Below are 21369 nucleotides of genomic sequence, written 5' to 3'. Positions count from 1 at the left end.
CGAAGTCCGTCCAACTCCGAACAGGTCGTAAAAAAAGGGTACAAGGGTCACCGAAGAGTGCCATCCGATCGCACCGGCGATGTCCCGCCAAATCGGACCATGCCCGGGGTGAAGTGGGCGAATGCCTCCTAGTGGACCCCTGTCTTCGGGGCTCGCGAAGATGTGCCAGAGTTGCCACGTCCGCCCTGTCAGGTCGTACCGTACGGCTGCGACAGGTGGGACCAGGTGGGGCCGCGGGAAGGGGCAGCCGGTTTTGAGCACGCACGCACCGCAGGCGGCGCAGGCCGTGACGCTGCCCACGACGCTGGACGAGGCGGTGGCGGCGCTCACCGCCGTGCCCGCCGCCGTGCCCGTCGCGGGCGGCACCGACCTGATGGCCGCCGTCAACTCCGGGCAGCTCAGGCCCGCGGCGCTGGTCGGCCTCGGCAAGATCAGCGAGATCCGCGGCTGGCAGTACCAGGACGGCCACGCGCTGCTCGGCGCGGGCCTCACCCACGCCCGTATGGGCCGCCCCGACTTCGCCGCGCTCATCCCGGCGCTCGCCGCCTCCGCGCGTGCCGCCGGACCGCCGCACATCCGCAACGCGGGCACCCTGGGCGGCAACATCGCCTCCGCCGCCCCCACCGGTGACTCGCTGCCCGTGCTGGCCGCGCTGGAGGCGACGCTGATCATCGCGGGCCCGGGCGGGGCCCGCCGGGAGATCCCGGTGTCGCACCTGCTGGCCGGGATGGACATGCTGCGCGCCGGTGAACTCATCGGCTACGTGCGCGTGCCGCTGCTGCACGCCCCGCAGGTGTTCCTCAAGGCCACCGGCCGCACCGGCCCCGGCCGCGCGATGGCGTCCGTCGCCCTGGTGCTCGACCCCGCCCGGCGCGGCGTCCGCTGCGCGGTGGGCGCCATAGCGCCGATGGCGCTGCGGCCCCTGGAGGCCGAGCAGTGGGTCGCCCAGCTCATCGACTGGGACAACAACCGCGCGATCGTGCCGGAGGCGCTGAACGCGTTCGGGGAGTACGTCGCCGCGGCCTGCATCCCCGACCCGGTCCCCGAGGAGGACGGCTCCGTCACGCCGTTGCCCCCCGCGGTACTGCATCTGCGGCGCACCGTCGCCGCGCTGGCCCGACGAGCACTGGGGAGGGCGCTGTCGTGACCGACGACCAGCACGGAGAGGGCACGTCCCAGGGCGGCGGCAGCCGCTGGGACCCGTTGCCCCAGGGCGACTACGACGACGGCGCCACGGCCTTCGTGAACCTCCCCGAGGGGGGCATCGACGCCCTGCTGGACTCGATGGAGAGCCCGCTCGCCGCGCCCGGCCACGGCTATGTGCCACCGCCGATCACCGTCACCCCCGCCACCACGGGCACCGACCCGGCGGCCACCGGCGGCGGCTGGGCGGTGCCGGGTGCGCCCGTCGACGGCGCCCAGTGGCACGCCCCGTACGACCCGCAGCCCCCGTACGACCCGCAGGGCGGCCCGTCGGGGCAGGGCGGCCCCGAGGCGCGGGCCGCGCAGGGGCACAGCGGGCAGGACCGGTTCACGTACGACCCCGGCGCCTCCGGGCAGTGGGCCTTCGAGGAGCCGCCCGCCGCCGGGAACCCGGCACCGGGTTCCGACGTGACCGGGCAGTGGTCGATCCCCGTGGCCGAGGGCGACCTCCCGGACGAGTCCGGCGAGTTCACCACCTCCGCCCTGGCCGAACAGTGGGGCGCCACCCCGCCGGTCACCCCGCCGGTCACCCCGCCCTCCACCCTTCCGGGCGGCGCCTCCGCACCCTGGGCCACGCAGGCCATCGGACAGCCGTGGGGACCGGGTGTACCGGGCGTGGACCCGAGCTACCCCGAGTCCCGGTCCGAGCCCGGTTCCGGCCGGGAGCAGGACGGCCCGGAATCCGAGTGGCACGCGGAGCCCGGCCGTGGCACGCCCGCGTCGGGGCAGCCCGCGTCCCAACCGCCGTCACCCGCCGGGCCCCGGTCGACCGGTCTGCCGCAGCCGACCGCCGCCGAGCCCCACTGGCGGGCCGAGCCGGAGGCCTACCGGGAGGCGGCCGGGGCGCCGTCCGCCCCGGAGCTCCGCGAGCACCCCCAGCCGGGCACGGGGGACGCCGTACGGCCTGCTCCCGGGCCCGGAGGGCCTGCCGAGGGCGCCGAGGACGCCCGGCGCCCCGAAGCCCCTCAGGGAGGCCGGGAAGCCCCGGAACACCCCACCGGTGACGATCCGTCCGCGCCGGCCGCCGCCCCCGAGGCCGCACCGGACGGCGGGAACACCGCGGAGAGCCCGGCCGGTCCGGACACCCCGGAGGCGGCAGAGCCCCTCGCGCCCCCCGCGCCGGACGGCTCGTCAGCCGGGCCCGAACCGCTCCCCGGCGCCGCGCACGACGATCACCCCCTCGCCTCCTACGTGCTGAGTGTCAACGGCACCGACCGGCCCGTCACCGACGCCTGGATCGGCGAGTCGCTGCTCTACGTGCTGCGTGAGCGCCTCGGGCTCGCCGGTGCCAAGGACGGCTGCTCGCAGGGCGAGTGCGGGGCCTGCAACGTGCAGGTCGACGGCCGGCTCGTGGCGTCCTGCCTGGTCCCGGCCGTCACCACGGCCGGCAGCGAGGTCCGTACCGTCGAGGGCCTCGCCCAGGACGGGCAGCCGTCGGACGTGCAGCGGGCACTCGCGCGGTGCGGCGCTGTGCAGTGCGGCTTCTGCGTACCGGGCATGGCGATGACCGTGCACGACCTGCTGGAGGGCAACCCGGCGCCCAGCCGGCTGGAGACCCGTCAGGCGCTGTGCGGCAACCTGTGCCGCTGCTCCGGCTACCGGGGCGTGGTGGAGGCGGTCCAGGAGGTCGTCGCCGAACGCGAGGCGTACACCGAGCACGAGGCGCACGCCGAGCACACCGAGCACACCGAACCCGACCCGGACACGGACCCGGGCAGGGGCACGGAGCCGGGCACGGACCCGGGCGAGCCCCGTATCCCGCACCAGGCCGGACCGGGCGCCGGCGGCGTCAACCCCGCCGCGTTCCCGCACCCCGGACCGCACGACCGGCCCCACGGCCGGGACGGAGGCCAGGCGTGAGCAACGAAGCCGCCACCGTGCAGGCCGCACGGGCCGCGGAGGACGCCCCCCGGCCGGAACCGGTCCCGCACGGACTGGGCACCTCCCTGCCGGCCGCCGACACCCGTGCGAAGACCGAGGGCACCTTCCCGTACGCCGCCGACCTGTGGGCCGAGGGCCTGCTGTGGGCGGCCGTGCTGCGCTCGCCCCACCCGCACGCGCGCATCGTGTCCATCGACACCACCCACGCGCGCGAGATGCCCGGGGTGCGCGCCGTCGTCACCCACGAGGACGTCCCCGGCGACCCGCTGTACGGCCGTGGCCGCGCCGACCGCCCGGTCTTCGCCTCCGACGTCGTGCGCCACCACGGCGAGGCCATCGCCGCCGTCGCCGCAGACCACCCGGACACCGCGCGGCTGGCCGCCGCCGCCGTCATCGTCGAGTACGAGGTGCTCGACCCGGTGATCGACCCCGAACAGGCCTTCGAGGCCGAGCCGTTGCACCCCGACGGCAACCTGATCCGGCACATCCCGCTGCGCCACGGCGACCCGGACGCGGTCGGCGACCTCGTCGTCGAGGGCCTGTACCGCATCGGCCGCCAGGACCCCGCACCCATCGGCGCCGAGGCCGGACTCGCCGTACCCCGCCCCGACGGGGGCGTCGAGCTGTACCTGGCCTCCACCGACCCGCACGGCGACCGGGACACCGCCGCCGCCGCGTTCGACCTGGAACCGGACCGCGTCAAGGTCGTCGTCACCGGCGTGCCCGGCGCCATCGCCGACCGCGAGGACCAGAGCTTCCAGCTGCCGCTCGGCCTGCTGGCGTTGAAGACCGGCTGCCCGGTCAAACTCACCGCCACGCGCGAGGAGTCCTTCCTCGGCCACGCCCACCGGCACCCCACCCTGCTGCGCTACCGCCACCACGCCGACGCCGAGGGCAGACTGGTGAAGGTCGAGGCGCAGATCCTGCTCGACGCGGGCGCCTACGCCGACACCTCCTCCGACGCCCTGGCCGCCGCCGTCGCCTTCGCCTGCGGCCCCTACGTCGTCCCGAACGCCTTCATCGAGGGCTGGGCGGTCCGCACCAACAACCCGCCCTCCGGTCATGTGCGCGGCGAGGGCGCCCTGCAGGTGTGCGCCGCCCACGAGGCGCAGATGGACAAGCTGGCCAAGAAACTCGGCCTCGACCCGGCCGAGCTGCGCCTGCGCAACGTCATGGCGACCGGCGACGTCCTGCCCACCGGCCAGACCGTGACCTGCCCCGCCCCGGTCGCCGAACTCCTCGAAGCGGTGAAGGACTTCCCGCTGCCGCCGCTGCCCAAGGACACCCCCGCGGAGGAGTGGCTGCTGCCCGGCGGCCCCGAGGGCGCCGGGGAACCGGGCGCGGTGCGCCGCGGTGTGGGCTACGGCCTCGGCATGGTGCACATGCTCGGCGGCGAGGGCGCGGACGAGGTGTCCACGGCCACCGTGAAGGTCCAGGACGGCGTGGCGACGGTGCTGTGCGCGGCCGTCGAGACCGGCCAGGGCTTCACCACCCTGGCCCGGCAGATCGTCCAGGAGGTCCTCGGCGTCGACGAGGTGCGGGTGGCCCCCGTGGACACCGACCAGCCCCCGGCGGGCGCGGGCTGTCGCGGCCGGCACACCTGGGTGTCGGGCGGCGCGGTGGAGCGCGCGGCGAAGATGGTCCGCACCCAGCTCCTCCAGCCCCTGGCCCACAAGTTCGGCATGTCCGCCGAGCTGCTCCAGATCACCGACGGCAGGATCACCTCGTACGACGGGGTGCTGTCGACGACCGTCGCCGAGGCCCTGGACGGCAAGGAACTGTGGGCCACCGCCCAGTGCCGTCCGCACCCCACGGAACCCCTGGACGACTCCGGCCAGGGCGACGCCTTCGTCGGGATGTCCTTCTGCGCGATCCGCGCGGTGGTCGACGTCGACATCGAGATCGGCTCGGTACGGGTCGTGGAGATGGCCGTCGCCCAGGACGTGGGCCGGGTGCTGAACCCGGCTCAGCTGGCCGCCCGGATCGAGGCGGGGGTGACCCAGGGCGTGGGCGCCGCGCTCACCGAGAACCTGCGCACGCCCCGCGGCCTGATCCGCCACCCCGACCTCACCGGCTACGCCCTCCCGACCGCCCTGGACGCACCCGACATCCGGATCGTGAAGCTCATCGAGGAGCGGGACGTGGTCGCGCCCTTCGGCGCGAAGGCGGTCAGCGCGGTGCCGGTGGTGACCTCCCCGGCGGCCATCGCCTCCGCCGTCCGGGCCGCCACCGGCCGCCCGGTCAACCGCCTGCCGATCCGCCCCCAGGCCGCGGTGGTGACCAGCGGCTGACGGCGGCTGCCGGGGTGCCCTTGAGGGTGGTGACCGGGATCAGGCGCAGCCCCTCGGGGAGTTCGGTCCGGTCCTGGGCACATTCCGCCTCGGGCACCAGGAAGACGGTCGCGCCGTCCCGCCGGGCGGCCTGCGTCTTCAGCGGCACGCCGCCCACGCGAAGGTCGGCACCGGCCGCCAGCGGTCGCCGCCGGTCGCCGCCGGCCGCCGCCGGTCGGCACGGGCTGCCCGGGCGGCCGGAGAACGTTTCAGGTTGATTCGCGGGCGAAGGCAACGCACAGGGGTGTTCGCGCGTCTTGTGTGGTGGGGGCGTCCATGTCCGTGGACAGCCGCCTGTCCGTTTGTCCGTTGGCCCGCTTGTTCGCTCGTCCGTTCACCCGCCCATCCGCCGACCCGTCCGTCCGTTCCCGGACCGGGGCGTTGTCAGTGGTGACGCGTAGTGTTCCGAGTGGTGGGGGACGGCTGCCGACCCGAAGGCGCGGGGGTCCCTCCTGTCCGGGCGGGGCGGAGCCGCCCGGAGCGGCGGAGCACAGGACACGGGACTGAGCACACGAATGCGCGGGGGAGCCATGAGCACGATCGACACCGTTGCTGCGGATGTCGTGGACGTCGCGGCAGCGATCACCCTGACCGAGGACGCCCTCGATCCGTTCGTCACGCACGAGTCCACGCGCCGCTGGCTGACCGGTCCCGGACTGCCGTGCGACAGCGGCCTGTTCAGTTTCGCGCGGCTGCGGACCGAGGGCCTGCGCACCGTCGCCGGCTCGACGGGCGGCGCGGGGGACGCGGGCGACCGGCTCTCCGCGGAGCTGCGGGACCAGCTGGTCATCGGCGGGCTGCTCGGCCCGGCCGGTACGGAGACCGAGTCGGTCCTGCTGGACGGGGCCACCGGCGAGGTCTCGACGACGTACTTCTTCCACGACCGCCCCGACCGCCCCGACCTGATGGACATCCGCCCGCTCGCCCCGTCGCTGCCGATCCTGGTGCGGTTCGCCGCCGCGACGGACGAACTGGCTGGACTGCGGGGCCAGTTCGCCGCTTACGCGGGCCGCTACGGCGCGAAGGCGGTCGCCGAGGCCTCGCGGCAGCTGCTCGCGGTGTTCGAGGAGGGCGCGGACGGCGAGCCGGCCCCGCTGTGGCGGACGGCCGCGCTGATCCGGCCGCTGGCCCTGGTGGCGGGCCCGGGCACGGCCTCGGGGCTCGCCCTCGACCTCCCCGTGCGCCTGCTGGACCGGGAGTTCGGCCGGGGAGGTGTGGTCCGCTTCGAGGAGGTCGACTTCCCCGCCACGCTCACGCACGAGCCGACCCGCCGCTTCCTGCGCGAGACGGGCCTGCCGGAGGACGGCTTCCTCTTCCAGCTGGACACCGACCTGCCGCTGCGGACCCTCGCGGAGTACTACGCCGACGATCACCCCGGTGAGTTCCCGGCCGACCGCCTCCCCGCCCACGCCGACCGGTTCATACGCCTCGGCCACCTGACCGACGACAACAGCCTGGTCGTCGACGGCACCACCGGCGCGGTCCTGAACTGGAGCGAGCCGGACTCCGTCCTGTACCCGTTGAACACGGACATCTCGACCCTCGCCTTCACCCTCTGGCTGCTGCACCGCGAGCACGCCATCGACGAGGAGTCGGGCCACGCGCTGACCAGCGAGACGTACGACCAGCTGGCCATGGCGATGATCCAGGTCCTGTCCGCCGTCGACCCCACGGGCGCCACGACCGACGCGGACTGGCACTACTGGACGGAGCTGTTCCAGGACGAAGCGGGCGGGGTGCTCTGAGCCCCACGCCTCAGCCGTCCGCCCGCAACGGGCATCCGGTGCCGACGCGCGCGGTGAGTTCGGCGCGCAGGGCGGCGAGTTCCGTCATCCGCGCGTCGACGACCCGGATCTTCTCCGCGAACAGCGCGGACAGCGCCCCCGCGGTGTCCGGGGCGTCGCGCAGTTCCTCACCGTGGCGTGCGATCTCCGCCAGGGAGAACCCGAGCGTCTGCGCGGTGCGGACGTACTGCAGCCAGAGCACCGTCTCGGGCGCGAAGTCGCGGTAACCGCTGGGCAGCCGCCGGCTCGTGACGAGGCCGAGCTTCTCGTAGAACCGGACGGTGTCCCTGGACAGGCCCGTTCGTGCGGCCAACTCCCCTATCAGCATGGCCCTCCGTCGGCCGGTGGCTTGACCTTGGACCCTACTCCACTGTTTAGCGTGAGGCACCGCCACCGCCGACCAGCAGGAGCTTCCTCGTGCCTGTCCTCCCCTCTCCTTCCCGGGCCTCCTACCTCCGTGTCGTACGGGCGAGCGCCTGGTACGACCTCGTCGTCACGGCCGGGTTCGCGACCCCCTGGACCTACGCCCTGGCGCACGGCCTGCTGTCTTCGGCGGGTGACGCCCTCGGGCTGGGCGCCCTGCCCGACCGCGATCCGGTGCAGACCCTGTACGCGAACCTGATGGGTTCGGTCGTGGTCGTCTGGTCCGTCCTGCGCCTCAGGGGGACACGGCCGACGCACGGGATCTACGACGGCGCCGCCCGCGCACTGTTCTCGGCCTGGTTCGCGTACGCGCTGGCCAGTGGCGCCACGGGGCTGCTGTGGCTGTTCCTCGCCGTGGAGGTGGCGTTCGGCGTGGTCCAGCTCGTGCCGTGGTGGCGGCGGCGGACGGACGAGCGGAAGGACGGGGTGGAAGCGGCGCTCGGCGGAACGACGGGGTGACCCTCACGAGGACCCGGCGGCCCTGCGGCGCCGTACGGCCGCGACCAGGGGAGCCCCGAGACCCGTCGGCGCGGGCGGAGTCCCGGGGCTCCCGCCTCGCACGGAGCCAGGAGCCGCGGCATGGCTGTTCGGAGGCCGTGGCGGGAATCGAACCCGCGTCACTCGCTTTGCAGGCGAGTCCCTCAACCACTCGGGCACACGGCCGTGTTCGTCGGAGTCCGTCGGTGTTCACCGGAGTTTGCCGGACCCGGTGCACCGACCGTAGGCCGCGGCGGAAGCGGGGCTCAAGGGAAAGGCGGGCGCCGCAACGGGACTGCCATGCCCCGTTCACAAATGGGGCGGCGAGGTCGTACGTCGAAGGTCCCGGTGCGGTCCCGACCCCCGACAGGGGTCAAAGCATTCCGTGGCCCTTACCCTGGCGGGCATGACCGCCCCGAACCCGCGCGACACCGGTGTCGCCCCGCCCGCCGACCCCGCCCCGGCCCTCACCGCACCCACGTCCGCACCCGACGCGACCGTACTGAGCGGTCCCTACCGGGCGCTGAGCATCGGGATCGTCTCCGTGGTGCTGCTGATCGCCTTCGAGGCGACCGCGGTCGGTACGGCGATGCCGGTGGCGGCGCGGGAGCTGGACGGGGTGTCCCTGTACGCGTTCGCGTTCTCGGGGTACTTCACGACGAGCCTGTTCGGCATGGTGCTCTCCGGCCAGTGGTCGGACCGGCGCGGCCCGCTCGCGCCGCTGGCCTGGGGCATCGCCTCCTTCGCCGTCGGCCTGCTGCTCTCCGGGACGGCGGGCGCGATGTGGCCGTTCATCCTCGGGCGGGCCGTGCAGGGGCTCGGCGGAGGGCTGGTGATCGTCGCGCTGTACGTCGTGGTCGGGCGGGCCTACCCGGAGCGGTTGCGGCCGGCGATCATGGCCGCGTTCGCGGCGAGCTGGGTCGTGCCGTCGATCGTCGGCCCGCTGGCCTCCGGCGCGGTGACCGAACACCTCGGCTGGCGGTGGGTGTTCCTCGGCATCCCGGCGCTGGTGGTGTTCCCGCTGGCCCTCGCGCTGCCGCAGATACGCCGCCTGGCGTCCGGTCCGGTGGGTGACGGCGCGGACGCGCCGGCCTCCTTCGACCGCCGCCGCATCCGGCTCGCCCTGGCGATCTCCTTCGGCGCCGGACTGCTCCAGTACGCCGCCCAGGACCTGCGCTGGTTCTCCCTGCTGCCGGGCGCGGCGGGCGTGGCGCTGCTCGTCCCCGCGGTGTTGGGGCTGCTCCCGCACGGCACGTGGCGGGCGGCCCGCGGACTGCCCTCGGTGGTGCTGCTGCGCGGTGTCGCGGCCGGGTCCTTCATCGCCGCGGAGTCCTTCGTGCCGCTGATGCTGGTCACCCAGCGGGGTCTCAGCCCCACGCTCGCCGGGTTCTCGCTCGCGGCGGGCGGCGTGACCTGGGCACTGGGCTCCTGGCTCCAGTCGCGGCCGCGGCTGGAGCCGTACCGGGAGCGGCTGACGACCCTCGGGATGGTGCTGGTGGCGGCGGCCATCGCGGGGGCCCCGAGTGTGCTGGTCCCCGCGGTGCCCGCCTGGGCGACGGCCGTCGCCTGGGCCTTCGGCTGCCTCGGGATGGGCCTGGTGATCTCCTCCACCAGCGTGCTGCTGCTCCAGCTCTCCGCCCCCGAGGAGGCCGGCGCCAACTCCGCCGCGCTCCAGATCTCCGACGGCCTCTCCAACGTCCTCCTGCTGGCCATGGGCGGCGCCGCCTTCGCCGCCCTCGGCGGCGGCATGGCCGGCCACGCGGCCGTGGAGGCCACCGGCACCGGCTCCCACCCGGCCGCCTTCGCCGCGGTGTTCCTGCCGATGGCGGCGGTGGCCCTGGCGGGCGTGTGGGTGACGACGCGGCTGCGGCGGTTGTGACGTCGGTCCCACCCCGGAGTGACCCGGCACGGCCCGGGGGATCGGGGTGCCGGGCCACGGATATGGTGGCTCGGTCGTCCTCGGCGGCCGAGCCGCCCGAACCAGCCCCCGTCCCCCCACGGAGACCGTGACTACCACCGCCGCTTCCGCCTCGCACCACCTGTCCCCCGCCTTTCCCGGCCGTGCCCCCTGGGGTACCGCCGGGAAACTGCGCGCCTGGCAGCAGGGGGCGATGGAGAAGTACCTCCAGGAACAGCCGCGCGACTTCCTGGCGGTCGCCACCCCGGGCGCCGGAAAGACGACCTTCGCGCTGACGCTGGCCTCCTGGCTGCTGCACCACCACGTCGTGCAGCAGGTGACCGTCGTCGCGCCCACCGAGCACCTGAAGAAGCAGTGGGCCGAGGCCGCCGCGCGGATAGGCATCAAACTGGACCCCGAGTACAGCGCGGGTCCGCTCGGCAAGGACTACCACGGCGTCGCCGTCACCTACGCCGGTGTCGGGGTCCGCCCCATGCTGCACCGCAACCGCGTCGAGCAGCGCAAGACCCTGGTCATCCTCGACGAGATCCACCACGCCGGTGACAGCAAGTCCTGGGGCGAGGCGTGCCTGGAGGCGTTCGAGCCGGCCACCCGCAGGCTGGCGCTCACCGGTACGCCGTTCCGGTCCGACACCAACCCCATCCCGTTCGTGGCGTACGAGGAGGGCGACGACGGCATCCGCCGGTCGGCCGCCGACTACACCTACGGCTACGGTTCCGCGCTCCGCGACAACGTCGTCCGTCCCGTCATCTTCCTCTCCTACAGCGGCAACATGCGCTGGCGCACCAAGGCCGGCGACGAGGTCGAGGCCCGCCTCGGCGAGCCCATGACCAAGGACGCGATCAGCCAGGCCTGGCGCACCGCCCTCGACCCGCGCGGCGAGTGGATGCCGTCCGTGCTGCGCGCCGCCGACCAGCGGCTGACCGAGGTCAGGAAGTCCGTCCCGGACGCCGGAGCCCTCGTCATCGCCACCGACCAGGACTCCGCCCGTTCCTACGCCAAGCTGATCCGCGAGATCACCGGCGACAAGCCCACCGTCGTCCTGTCCGACGACACCGGCGCCTCGAAACGGATCGACGAGTTCAGCGGCAACGACGACCGCTGGATGGTCGCCGTCCGCATGGTCTCCGAGGGCGTCGACGTACCGCGCCTCGCGGTCGGCGTGTACGCCACCACCATCTCCACCCCCCTGTTCTTCGCCCAGGCCGTCGGCCGTTTCGTACGGTCCCGGCGGCGCGGCGAGACCGCGTCCGTGTTCTTGCCGACCATCCCGAACCTGCTGGGCTTCGCGAACGAGATGGAACGCGAACGTGACCACGTCCTCGACAAGCCCAAGAAGGAGGGCGAGGAGGACCCGTACGCCGAGTCCGAGAAGGAGATGGACGAGGCGAACCGGGAGCAGGACGAGGACACCGGTGAGGACATGCTGCCCTTCGAGGCGCTGGAGTCCGACGCCGTCTTCGACCGGGTCACCTACAACGGCGCCGACTTCGGCATGCAGGCCCACCCCGGCAGCGAGGAGGAGCAGGACTACCTCGGCATCCCGGGACTCCTCGAACCCGACCAGGTGGAGATGCTGCTGCAGAAGCGGCAGGCCCGGCAGATCGCGCACAGCCGCAAGAAGCCGGACAGCGAGGCCGACCTGCTCGAACTGCCCGCCGAGCGGCGCCCCGTGGTCTCCCACAAGGAGATGATGGAACTGCGCCGCCAGCTCAACAACATGGTCGGCGCCTACGTCCACCAGAGCGGCAAACCGCACGGCGTCATCCACACGGAGCTGCGCCGCGTCTGCGGCGGACCGCCCGCCGCGGAGGCCACACCGGGCCAGCTGCGCCAGCGGATCGCCAAGGTGCAGGAGTGGGCCACCCGCATGCGGTGACTTGCTCCATCGGCGTACGCCCGGTGGTCGAATCAGGACAAAAAGCGCCAGTTCAGAGGCGATGGTGCCCGGATTCTGGACAAAGCCTTCCGCTGATCGGACCGGCTCGCTACTGTCCGGCTACGCACACGCCCCGTGGCAGCGCTGCCGCGGAGCGCTGCCGTGAAGCGACCGTGCCCGGGACATGGCCGGGCCGCCGGCCGATCGGCGGCCTCTGAAGCGCGTTGCCGACGGGACTCGGTGACGCATATGCCGCGAGAGGGCCGTCGACCTCACCACGAAGGAGTGGGCGTCGTGACCGCGGAGACCTCTCAGACGCTCGACCGGGGACTGCGGGTCCTCAAGCTGCTGGCCGACACGGACCACGGCCTGACCGTCACCGAGCTTTCCCACAGACTGGGCGTGAACCGGACCGTCGTGTACCGGTTGCTCGCCACACTGGAACAGCACGCGCTGGTACGCCGTGACCTCGGTGGCCGGGCCCGGGTCGGGCTCGGCGTGCTGCGGCTGGGCCACCAGGTGCATCCGCTGGTACGGGAGGCGGCGATGCCGGCCCTCCGGTCGCTGGCGGAGGACATCGGCGCGACCGCGCACCTGACCCTGGTCGACGGGGCGGACGCGCTGGCCGTGGCGGTGGTGGAACCGTCGTGGACGGACTACCACGTCGCCTACCGCGCCGGGTTCCGGCACCCGCTGGAACGGGGCGCCGCCGGCAAGGCGATCCTCTCGGCCCGCCTGCAACGGCCCGGCGACCCCGGATACACCCTCACCCACGGCGAACTGGAGGCCGGGGCGTGCGGAGCGGCGGCGCCCCTGCTGGGAGTCACCGGGGTCGAGGGCAGCGTCGGCGTGGTGATGCTGGCCGACGTGGTCCCGGAACGGGTCGGCCCCCGGGTCATGGACGCGGCCCGCGAGGTCGCGGAGGCCTTGCGCTGAGGGTGGGGACGTCGTGCCGAGGGCCGGTGGTCGGTGGGGTGCTGCGCTGAGGGCCGGTGGCCGGTGGCCGTCGGGGTGCTGCGCCGGTGGCCGGCGGGGGTATCACGTCGGAGGCGTCGCGTTAGATTGATCCCGTGCTCTCTCGCCTCACACGTCCCCAGGCCCTGGCCGTCTGCGCCGCTCCCGTCGTCGCCCTGCTGGCCACGGCGGTCTTCGCGCCGCTGCCGTTCTCGGTGGCGCAGCCGGGGCTGACGGCCGACGTGCTCGGCAAGAACAAGGGCACGCAGGTCATCACCATCTCCGGAGCGAAGACCCGCGAGACCACCGGGCAACTGCGGATGACGACGATCGAGGCGACCTCCCCGGACACCCGGGTCGACCTCCCCGATGTGCTCGACAGCTGGTTCGGCACCGACCAGGCGGTCATGCCCCGCGACTCGGTCTACCCCTCCGGGGGCGACGTCAAGGAGATCGAGCGGTACAACGAGAAGCAGATGAAGGAGTCGCAGGACGAGGCGACCCGGGCCGCGCTGGGCTACCTGGGCCTGGACGGCAAGGGCGTCAAGGTCGAGCTGGAGCTCGCCGACGTCGGCGGCCCCAGCGCCGGCCTGCTGTTCTCCCTCGGCATCGTCGACAAGCTGAACGGCGACGGCAGCGGCGGTGACCTCACCGGCGGCCGGATCATCGCCGGTACGGGGACCATCGACGCGGACGGCACGGTCGGTGCCGTGGGCGGCGTGCCGCTGAAGACGCAGGCCGCCCGGCGGGACGGCGCGACCGTCTTCCTGGTGCCCGAGGCGGAATGTGCCCAGGCCCGGACCGAACTCCCCGAGGGGCTGCGCCTGATCCCGGTCACCACCCTCAAGGGCACCGTGGACGCCCTGGTCTCCCTGGAGAAGGGCACCGGCAAGGTCCCCGGCTGCTGACCGGGCGGCGCCGGAGCCCCCGCACCGCCGCTACCTCTTCCTGACGAAGCCCTCGTCCACCATCCAGTCCAGCGCCACCTGGTGGGGGTCCTCCCCGTCCACGTCCACCTCGGCGTTCAGGGTCCGCGCCACCTCGTTGTCCAGCTTCGCCGTGACCGGGTCGAGGACCTCCGCGATCGCCGGCCACTCCTTGGAGGTGTCGGTGTTGACCGTCGGTGCCGCGTTGTAGTTGGGGAAGAACTTCCTGTCGTCCTCCATCACCACCAGGTTCATGGACTTGATGCGGCCGTCGGTGGTGAAGACCTCGCCGTAGGTGCAGGCGCCCTTGGCCGTCTGGGTGTAGATGATCCCGGTGTCCATCTGCGTGATGTTCCCCGCGCCCACGTTCATGCCGTAGGCCTTCTCCATGCCCGGCAGCCCGTCCGCCCGGTTGGCGAACTCGCCCTCCACGCACAGCGTCACCGCCGCCGGGTCGGACTTCGCGAGCGCGGCCACGTCCGACAGCGACTTCGTGCCGTACTTCCTGAAGTTCGCCCGGTTCATGGCCAGGGCGTAGGTGTTGTTCAGCGACGACGGCTCCAGCCAGGTCACCCCGTTTTCCACGTCGGCCTCGCGCACCGCCTCCCACTGCTCGCGCGGGTCGGGGATGGGCTTGCTGTTGCCCTGGTAGGTGATCCACGCCGTGCCGGTGTACTCGTACGCGGCGTCCGCGTCCCCGTTCACGACCGCCGCCCGGGAGCCGACCGAGCCCTGGATGCCGGTGCGGTCGATGACCTCGGCGCCCGCCGCCTGGAAGGCGATGCCCATGACCGCGCCCAGGATCAGCTGCTCGGTGAACTCCTTCGAGGTGACGGTGAGTTTCGCGCCCTCCAGGGGCCTGCCCTTCCCGATCGAGCCCGGTTCCACGTCGTCGACCATGGGGGAGCCGCTGGTCAGCCCGCAGGAGGAGAGCCCCGCCAGCAGCATTCCGGCGAGCAGCAGGCACAGGCGGCGCCTCATGTACCCGTCTCCAGTCCCCGTGGCCGCAGCAGCAGTTCGGCCAGCGAGGCCAGCCAGTCCACCAGCAGGGCCAGGGCGACGGTGAGGACCGAGCCCAGTACCAGGACCGGCATCCGCTGGCTGGTGATGCCGGTGGTGATCAGCACGCCCAGTCCGCCGCCCCCGCCGAAGGTCGCGAGGGTGGCCGTGCCGACGTTCAGGACGAGCGCCGTACGCACCCCGGCGAGGATGAGGGGGACGGCCAGGGGCAGCTCCACCCGGTTCAGCACGCCCAGCGGGGACATGCCGATGCCGCGCGCCGCCTCCATCAGCGCCGGGTCGTTGGCCCGCAGACCCGCGATGGTGTTGGAGAGCACCGGCAGCACGGCGTAGGCGATGATGCCGATGAGGGCCGCCCTGCGGCCGATGCCCAGCCAGATCACCAGCAGCGCGAGCAGACCGATCGCGGGCGTGGCCTGGCCCATGTTGGCGAACGTCATCGCGGCCGGGGCGGCCCTGCGGAACCTGGGACGGGTCAGCAGGATGCCCAGCGGGATCGCGATGATCAGGACGAAGAACGTCGAGATCACGGTCAGCTCGATGTGCTGCCAGAGCGCCTTGGACACCTGCCCGTCGGACAGCGCGTTCCGGGACAGCGGGTCCAGATCGGCCTGGACGAACCACAGCCAGGTCGCGAGCAGCAGGGTGACCAGCGCCATGGGCAGGAACGTCAGCCGCTGCCAGGTCACCCGGGGCGCACTCCCGGGCGGGGCCGCGGACCCCGGCCGCGCACCGTGTGTGGCCTCGCCCCCGCCCCTGCCGTCGTCGTCGCCCCGGCCCTCGTCCCGGAAGACGAGCCCTCCGACCTCGTACTCGCCGTCGGGCCGCCGCCCCGGAGAGGTGCTCACGCGTCACCCTCCACGCCCACGCCCTCCTGTTCGGCGTGCGTCCGGTCGCTCCGCAGGCCCTCCAGCTCGTGCTGGGCCTCCATCGCCTCCAGCCGGTCGGCCTCCAGCAGTTCGTGCACGGAGTTCATCAGCGTCTCCACGTCGACGACACCCTCGTACGTGCCGCGCCCTCCGGTGACCACCACCCGCCCCGAACTGTCGGTGAGGACGGCCTCCAGTGCGTCCCGCACGGTGGCGTCCCGGGTCACCGTGTCGTGCACCAGGGTGCCCGCGCGGGCCAGCGAGCCCTTGGCCCGCATCAGGTCACCGCGCCGGAGCCACTTGTAGGGGCGGCCCCGCCGGTCGAGCAGCAGGATCTCGTTCGAGCCGCTGGAACGGAGCACGGTGAAGATCTGCTGGAGCGGGTCGTCGACGGTCACCGTCGGATAGTCGGTGATCCCCACGTCCCGCACCCGGGTGAGGTTCAGCCGCTTCAGCGCCGCCCCGGCGCCGACGAAACCCGAGACGAAGTCGTCCGACGGGTTGGTGAGGATCGCCTCCGGGGTGTCGAACTGGGCGATGTGCGAGCGTTCGCGCAGCACCGCGATCCGGTCGCCCAGTTTGATCGCCTCGTCGAAGTCGTGGGTGACGAAGACGATCGTCTTGTGCAGTTCGTGCTGCAGCCGGATCAGCTCGTCCTGGAGGTGGTCCCGGGTGATCGGGTCCACCGCCCCGAACGGCTCGTCCATCAGCAGCACCGGCGGATCCGCCGCCAGCGCCCGCGCCACCCCCACCCGTTGCTGCTGCCCGCCGGAGAGCCGGCGCGGATAGCGGTCGTGGAACTCGCCGGGGTCCAGACCGACCAGGTCCAGCATCTCCTCCACCCGGGCCCGCACCCGGGCCGCCGGCCAGCGCAGCATCTTCGGCACCAGCGCGATGTTCTGCGCCACCGTCATGTGCGGGAACAGCCCGCTGGCCTGGATCGCGTACCCGATCGTGCGGCGCAACCGCACCGGGTCCATGTCGGTGACGTCCTCGCCGCCGATGCGGATGCGGCCGCCGCTCGGCTCGATCAGCCGGTTGATCATCTTCAGCGTGGTCGACTTCCCGCAGCCGGACGGGCCGACGAAGATGACGATCTCGCCCGCCTTGATCTCCATGCTGACGTTGTCGACCGCCGGCTGCGCACTGCCCGGGTACCGCTTGGTGAGGTCCTCCAGTTCGATGGGCGCCCCGGTGGCCGACGGCGCGGCGGCGGTTCTGGACGCTCCGGTCGCCCCGGACGTCCCGGGGGCCCCTGACGCCGGTGGCTCAGACACGGATCCCCCTGGAAATGGTCAGCCGTCCGAGCAGGACGTACGCGGCGTCGAACAGCAGCGCGAGGATGATGATTCCGAGGGTGCCCGCGAGGACCTGGTTGAGCGCGTTCTCGCTGCCCAGCGAGGCGATCCCGCGGAAGATCAGGTTCCCGAGACCGGGACCGGAGGCGTAGGCGGCGATGGCGGCGATGCCCATCAGCATCTGCGTGGAGACCCGGATCCCGGTGAGGATCGGCGGCCAGGCCAGCGGCAGTTCGACCCGCGCCAGCCGGGCCGTCCGCGACATGCCGATGCCCGTGGCCGCGTCCACCAGCGACGGGTCGACCCCGCGCAGGCCGACGATCGCGTTGCGCACGATCGGCAGCAGCCCGTACAGCGTCAGCGCGATCACCGTCGGCGGCACCCCGAGCCCCACCAGCGGGATCAGCAGGCCGATCATGGCCAGCGACGGGATGGTCAGCAGGGTCGAGGTGGTGGTCGTGGCCAGGTTGCCCGCCCAGTCGCTGCGGTACGTCGCGACCCCGATCAGTACCCCGAGCACGGTCGCCGCCACCATGCACTGGAAGACGACACTGGCGTGCTGGTACGCGTCGACGAGCAACTGCTGGTGACGGTTGCCCAGGTACTCCCAGAAGTTCACGTCCGCTCACCCCAGCTCGGCCAGGCCCGTCCGGTCAGTCCGGTGCGCCCCGGCCGCCCCTCGGCGGCTCGCGGAGCGCCGCCTGCTCCACCAGGGGGATGATCCGCAGCGGAACGGGGTTCTCCATCACGATCGCCGTGGCGGCCCGGACGATCCCATCAAAACCGACGACCCGGTCGATCACCCGTTGGAGATCGGCGTTGGAGCGGGCCACGAGCCGGCACAGCATGTCCCCGCTGCCGGTGGTGGTGTGCAGTTCGAGGACCTCCGGCACACTCGCCAAGTGCTCCCGGACATCGGGCCCTTGACCCTGCCGGATCTCCAGCGTCGCGAACGCCGTGACCGGGTAGCCGAGGGCCGCCGGGTCCACCTGGGGGCCGAATCCGCGGATGACTCCGTTCGACTGAAGCCGGTCCAGCCGCGCCTGCACCGTCCCCCGCGCCACCCCGAGCCGCCGGGACATCTCCAGCACCCCCGTCCGCGGCTCCCGCGCCAGCAGCACGATGATCCGGCCGTCCAGTTGATCGATCGCCACGGCGGCCTCCCGGTGCGTGGTGGTCATCCTGTACAGAAAGCCCGGTGGATCGGGCGTTCGACTGGACATCCTGCCCAGCGGACACGCGAACTATTGCGCACCTTGCAGGGCTGCACCACCCTGCCCCTATGACGCAGACCACACACCATGCTCCCGACCCGACCGCCCGGCAGGCCGACCCCTTCCCGGTCAAGGGAATGGACGCGGTCGTCTTCGCCGTGGGCAACGCCAAGCAGGCGGCGCACTACTACTCCACCGCTTTCGGCATGCGGCTGGTCGCCTACTCCGGACCGGAGAACGGCAGCCGCGAGACCGCGAGCTACGTCCTGGAGAGCGGCTCCGCCCGGTTCGTCCTCACCTCGGTGATCAAACCGTCCACCGAGTGGGGCACCTTCCTCGCCGAGCACGTCGCCGCGCACGGCGACGGCGTCGTCGACCTGGCCATCGAGGTCCCCGACGCGCGTGCCGCGTACGCCTACGCCGTCGAGCACGGCGCCCGCCCGGTCACCGAGCCGCACGAACTGAAGGACGAGCACGGCACCGTCGTGCTCGCCGCGATCGCCACCTACGGCAAGACCCGGCACACCCTGGTCGAGCGCACCGGCTACGACGGGCCCTACCTGCCCGGCTACGTCACCGCCGACCCGATCGTCGAACCGCCCGCCCAGCGGTCCTTCCAGGCCATCGACCACTGCGTCGGCAACGTCGAGCTCGGCCGGATGAACGAGTGGGTCGCGTTCTACAACAAGGTCATGGGCTTCACGAACATGAAGGAGTTCGTGGGCGACGACATCGCCACCGAGTACAGCGCGCTGATGTCGAAGGTGGTCGCCGACGGCACGCTCAAGGTCAAGTTCCCGATCAACGAGCCCGCCGTCGCCAAGAAGAAGTCCCAGATCGACGAGTACCTGGAGTTCTACGGCGGCGCCGGCGTCCAGCACATCGCGCTCAACAGCAACGACATCGTGCAGACGGTCCGGCAGATGCGCGCGGCCGGTGTGCGGTTCCTGGACACCCCGGACTCGTACTACGACACCCTCGGCGAGTGGGTCGGCGACACCCGGGTGCCCGTGGAGACCCTGCGCGAGCTGAAGATCCTCGCCGACCGGGACGAGGACGGCTATCTGCTGCAGATCTTCACCAAGCCGGTCCAGGACCGGCCGACCGTGTTCTTCGAGATCATCGAACGGCACGGCTCCATGGGCTTCGGCAAGGGCAACTTCAAGGCCCTGTTCGAGGCGATCGAGCGGGAGCAGGAACGCCGCGGCAACCTGTGACCGTCGGGTCGGCCGGTGGGGCACCGCACGCGGGACACCCGCATCCGGTGCCCCACCGGCCGACCCCGCCTCAGCCCGCCTCAGCCCGCCTCAGCCCGCCTCAGCCCGCCTCGGTCTCTTCGGCTTCCTCGGCTTCTTCGGTTCGCCTGGCCTCTTCGAACTGCCTGGCTTCCTCGGTTCGCCTGGCTTCTTCGAACTGCCTGGCTTCTTCGGCTTGCCTGATCTCCTCGGCTTCTCTGGCCTCTTCGGCTTCCTTGAGCTTCTTGGCTTGCCTGGCCTCTTCGGCTTCCTTGGACCTCTTGGCTTCCCTGGCCTTCTCGGCTTCCTTGAGCTTCTTGGCTTGCCCGGCCTTCTCGGATGCCTCGGCTTTCTCGGCCTCCTCGGCCACCGAGGCTGCCTCAGCCTTCTCGGCTTCCTCGGCTTTTCTGGCTTCTTCGGCTTCCCTGGCCCTTTCGGCCCAGGCGGGCGGTCCGTCTCCGACGGGTGGTTCGCCCAGCTGCTGCAGCGCCGCCTCGGCCTGTGGCACCCGGAGCGGGGAGAAGTACGGGTTGATCGTCATCGCCTCCCGCAGGTGCCGTCGCGCGGGCCCGTACCTCTCCAGCTCCCGCTCGATCATGCCCCGGTGGAACGCGTACAGGGCGCTGCGCACCCCGCCGCCCTTCGTCTCCTCCGTCGCCCGCACCGCGAACTGCAGCGCCTTCTCGTGCTCCCCCGACCGGTGCAGCGCCCAGCCCAGCGCGTCGGCCACCTCCGTCGACGGCTGCCGCCTCCACTCCGCCCGCAGCAGCCGCACCGCGGCCCCGGGGTTCCCGTGGTCCGCCTCGAACCGCCCGAGGACCAGATCCTCGTCGACCCCGTGCGCGGCGGCCGCCCGCACCCGCTCGCGCAGCAGGTCGTACTGCACCCGGGCCGCCTGCCGCAGCCCCAGCGACGCGTACAACTCGCCCAGCTCCAGCGCGTACTCCGGCCGCGGCTGCCGGGCCAGCGCCTCCCGGTAGGCGCCGATCGCCTCCGTGGTCCGCCCGAGCGCGGCCAGCGCCCTGCCCTGCCCGGCCTGCGCCGCCCGCTGGTCCGGGTCGACCCGCAGCGCCTCCTGGAAGTGCCGCAGCGCGTCCTCCCGGTCGCCGCGCTCCCAGGCCAGCTGCCCGGCCCGCTCCAGATAGCCGGCCCGCTCGGCCGGTTCCCCGGCCGCCGCGGCGGCGTCGGACAGCTGGGCCGCCGCGTCCTCCCGCAGGCCCTTGTCCCGGTACAGGGCGGCCGCCCGCGCCATCACGACCGGTCCCGACCGCAGCGCCTTCAGCCTGTCCAGCATCTTGCCCGCCGCAGCGCCGTCGCCGAGCCCGGCATACGCCTCGATCAGCGGCGGATACGTCGTCCACCGCTTCGGCTCCAGCTTCAGCGCCCGCTCGCCCCACTCGCGTGCGGCGGGGTAGTCGCGGCGCGCGTTCGCCAGCACCGCCATCCCGCGCAGCGCCCCGGCGTTGTCCTTCGCCCGCACCTTCAGCGAGGTGCGCAGCGCCTTCTCGGCCCGCGGGTAGTGCGCGGGGTCCGCCAGCCGCCGTCCCTGCTCCACCCGGGCCGTCCCGAGCACCGCCCAGCCCTCCGCGTCCTGCGGATGCTCCTCCAGATGCCGCTGCCGCTCCGCGATCAGGCTCTCCAGAGCGGGCAGCGACGCCGGCACGCCACTGGCGACCGCCGCCAGGGCCGGCGCCCCCGGCGCCGGCTCCACAGGCCCGTCCGCCCCGCGCCCCCACGGCAGCAGCACCAGCACCCCGCCGATCACGGCGCACCCGGCGACCGAACCGAGCAGCATCCGGCGGTTCACCCACCGACGGGTCCCGCCGTGCCCAGGGGTCTCGTCCCGCTCGCGGGTCTCTTGTGGCTTGTCGTCCATGGCGCACACTGTGCGTCACATCATCTGTCAATACGACGAACCACACTCCGGCTCACGACGGCTTACCACCGGGTGCCGTACG

16 protein-coding genes, 1 tRNA gene and 2 pseudogenes are annotated in these 21369 nt (G+C 72.9%); 10 read left to right on the top strand and 9 right to left on the bottom strand.

All coding sequences use genetic code 11. From position 1 onward, the window contains the following. Positions 1 to 253 precede the first annotated feature (253 nt). From ACVW19_RS12690 to ACVW19_RS12680, 3 genes are read left to right on the top strand one after another with little or no spacing between them, the layout of a single operon-like run. Positions 254 to 1147 carry an FAD binding domain-containing protein gene (locus ACVW19_RS12690; protein ID WP_457459332.1) on the top strand — a complete coding sequence of 298 codons (894 nt, stop codon included), beginning with the start codon at positions 254 to 256 and terminating at the stop codon, positions 1145 to 1147. Beyond that, positions 1144 to 3063: a 2Fe-2S iron-sulfur cluster-binding protein gene (locus ACVW19_RS12685; RefSeq protein ID WP_457459330.1), complete on the top strand. Its 1920-nt coding sequence runs from the start codon at positions 1144 to 1146 to the stop codon at positions 3061 to 3063. The genes ACVW19_RS12690 and ACVW19_RS12685 overlap by 4 nt, the downstream gene beginning before the upstream one ends. Beyond that, a complete protein-coding gene (locus tag ACVW19_RS12680; RefSeq protein ID WP_457459328.1) occupies positions 3060 to 5375 on the top strand; it encodes a xanthine dehydrogenase family protein molybdopterin-binding subunit in 2316 nt (771 codons plus the stop codon). The genes ACVW19_RS12685 and ACVW19_RS12680 overlap by 4 nt, the downstream gene beginning before the upstream one ends. Here the strand turns inward: ACVW19_RS12680 and ACVW19_RS12675 are convergent. After that, positions 5326 to 5532, bottom strand: a pseudogene (locus ACVW19_RS12675) (hypothetical protein); the annotation flags it as partial. The gene ACVW19_RS12680 and the pseudogene ACVW19_RS12675 overlap by 50 nt on opposite strands. 412 nt (positions 5533 to 5944) lie before the next feature. Here ACVW19_RS12675 and ACVW19_RS12670 point away from each other — a divergent pair. Next, positions 5945 to 7159, top strand: a complete 1215-nt coding sequence (locus ACVW19_RS12670; RefSeq protein WP_457459326.1) for an SUKH-4 family immunity protein — start codon at positions 5945 to 5947, stop codon at positions 7157 to 7159. A gap of 10 nt (positions 7160 to 7169) precedes the next feature. Here ACVW19_RS12670 and ACVW19_RS12665 read toward each other — a convergent pair whose 3' ends face one another. Then, on the bottom strand, positions 7170 to 7526 hold the full coding sequence (locus ACVW19_RS12665; protein WP_457459324.1) for a MerR family transcriptional regulator: 357 nt from the start codon (positions 7524 to 7526) through the stop codon (positions 7170 to 7172). Positions 7527 to 7615: 89 nt separating this feature from the next. On the opposite strand from ACVW19_RS12665, the gene ACVW19_RS12660 reads away from it, so the two are divergent. Beyond that, complete coding sequence (locus ACVW19_RS12660) at positions 7616 to 8080, top strand: hypothetical protein (RefSeq protein ID WP_457459323.1); 465 nt, start codon at positions 7616 to 7618, stop codon at positions 8078 to 8080. A 132-nt stretch (positions 8081 to 8212) separates the two neighbouring features. On the opposite strand, the gene ACVW19_RS12655 is transcribed toward ACVW19_RS12660, so the two are convergent. After that, positions 8213 to 8284 (bottom strand) — tRNA-Cys (locus ACVW19_RS12655). A 220-nt stretch (positions 8285 to 8504) separates the two neighbouring features. Between ACVW19_RS12655 and ACVW19_RS12650 the strand changes: the two genes are divergently transcribed. The 4 genes from ACVW19_RS12650 to ACVW19_RS12635 all read left to right on the top strand — a co-directional run bounded on the left by ACVW19_RS12650 (position 8505) and on the right by ACVW19_RS12635 (position 13757). Beyond that, positions 8505 to 9977 (top strand): MFS transporter, encoded by a 1473-nt coding sequence (locus ACVW19_RS12650; RefSeq protein ID WP_457459321.1) that lies wholly within the window; start codon positions 8505 to 8507, stop codon positions 9975 to 9977. Between the two features lie 127 nt (positions 9978 to 10104). Continuing rightward, positions 10105 to 11895, top strand: coding sequence for a DEAD/DEAH box helicase (locus ACVW19_RS12645; RefSeq protein ID WP_457459319.1), 1791 nt, complete (start codon positions 10105 to 10107; stop codon positions 11893 to 11895). Positions 11896 to 12189: 294 nt separating this feature from the next. After that, entirely contained in the window at positions 12190 to 12831 is a 642-nt protein-coding gene (locus ACVW19_RS12640) for an IclR family transcriptional regulator (protein ID WP_457459317.1), read from the top strand. Positions 12832 to 12965: 134 nt separating this feature from the next. Next, a complete protein-coding gene (locus ACVW19_RS12635) occupies positions 12966 to 13757 on the top strand; it encodes a S16 family serine protease (protein WP_457459316.1) in 792 nt (263 codons plus the stop codon). 30 nt (positions 13758 to 13787) lie between these two features. Here ACVW19_RS12635 and ACVW19_RS12630 read toward each other — a convergent pair whose 3' ends face one another. The 5 genes from ACVW19_RS12630 to ACVW19_RS12610 are packed head-to-tail and all read right to left on the bottom strand — an operon-like array spanning position 13788 to position 18116. After that, complete coding sequence (locus ACVW19_RS12630) at positions 13788 to 14756, bottom strand: glycine betaine ABC transporter substrate-binding protein (protein WP_457459314.1); 969 nt, start codon at positions 14754 to 14756, stop codon at positions 13788 to 13790. After that, on the bottom strand, positions 14753 to 15643 hold the full coding sequence (locus tag ACVW19_RS12625) for an ABC transporter permease (protein ID WP_457459312.1): 891 nt from the start codon (positions 15641 to 15643) through the stop codon (positions 14753 to 14755). Before ACVW19_RS12625 ends, ACVW19_RS12630 begins: the two co-directional genes overlap by 4 nt. After that, entirely contained in the window at positions 15640 to 16941 is a 1302-nt protein-coding gene (locus tag ACVW19_RS12620; protein ID WP_457459310.1) for a betaine/proline/choline family ABC transporter ATP-binding protein, read from the bottom strand. Before ACVW19_RS12620 ends, ACVW19_RS12625 begins: the two co-directional genes overlap by 4 nt. Further along, positions 16934 to 17581 (bottom strand): ABC transporter permease, encoded by a 648-nt coding sequence (locus ACVW19_RS12615; protein WP_457459309.1) that lies wholly within the window; start codon positions 17579 to 17581, stop codon positions 16934 to 16936. The genes ACVW19_RS12620 and ACVW19_RS12615 overlap by 8 nt, the downstream gene beginning before the upstream one ends. Before the next feature lie 34 nt (positions 17582 to 17615). Then, positions 17616 to 18116: an Lrp/AsnC family transcriptional regulator gene (locus ACVW19_RS12610; protein ID WP_181383501.1), complete on the bottom strand. Its 501-nt coding sequence runs from the start codon at positions 18114 to 18116 to the stop codon at positions 17616 to 17618. A gap of 128 nt (positions 18117 to 18244) precedes the next feature. On the opposite strand from ACVW19_RS12610, the gene hppD reads away from it, so the two are divergent. After that, positions 18245 to 19393 carry a 4-hydroxyphenylpyruvate dioxygenase gene (hppD, locus tag ACVW19_RS12605; protein ID WP_457459306.1) on the top strand — a complete coding sequence of 383 codons (1149 nt, stop codon included), beginning with the start codon at positions 18245 to 18247 and terminating at the stop codon, positions 19391 to 19393. 466 nt (positions 19394 to 19859) lie between these two features. Here the strand turns inward: hppD and ACVW19_RS12600 are convergent. Beyond that, positions 19860 to 21287: pseudogene (locus tag ACVW19_RS12600) on the bottom strand (tetratricopeptide repeat protein); the annotation flags it as partial. Between the last annotated feature and the right edge of the window lie 82 nt (positions 21288 to 21369).

It is taken from the genome of Streptomyces sp. TE5632, assembly GCF_054061295.1.
This window is presented reverse-complemented; position numbering and strand designations above follow the sequence as displayed.

Bases quoted from the DNA above. Each gene is read 5' to 3' on its own strand.
- ACVW19_RS12630 (WP_457459314.1), bottom strand. From the start codon at position 14,756: ATGAGGCGCCGCCTGTGCCTGCTGCTCGCCGGAATGCTGCTGGCGGGG.
- ACVW19_RS12650 (WP_457459321.1), top strand. From the start codon at position 8,505: ATGACCGCCCCGAACCCGCGCGACACCGGTGTCGCCCCGCCCGCCGAC.
- ACVW19_RS12665 (WP_457459324.1), bottom strand. From the start codon at position 7,526: ATGCTGATAGGGGAGTTGGCCGCACGAACGGGCCTGTCCAGGGACACC.
- hppD (WP_457459306.1), top strand. From the start codon at position 18,245: ATGACGCAGACCACACACCATGCTCCCGACCCGACCGCCCGGCAGGCC.
- ACVW19_RS12670 (WP_457459326.1), top strand. From the start codon at position 5,945: ATGAGCACGATCGACACCGTTGCTGCGGATGTCGTGGACGTCGCGGCA.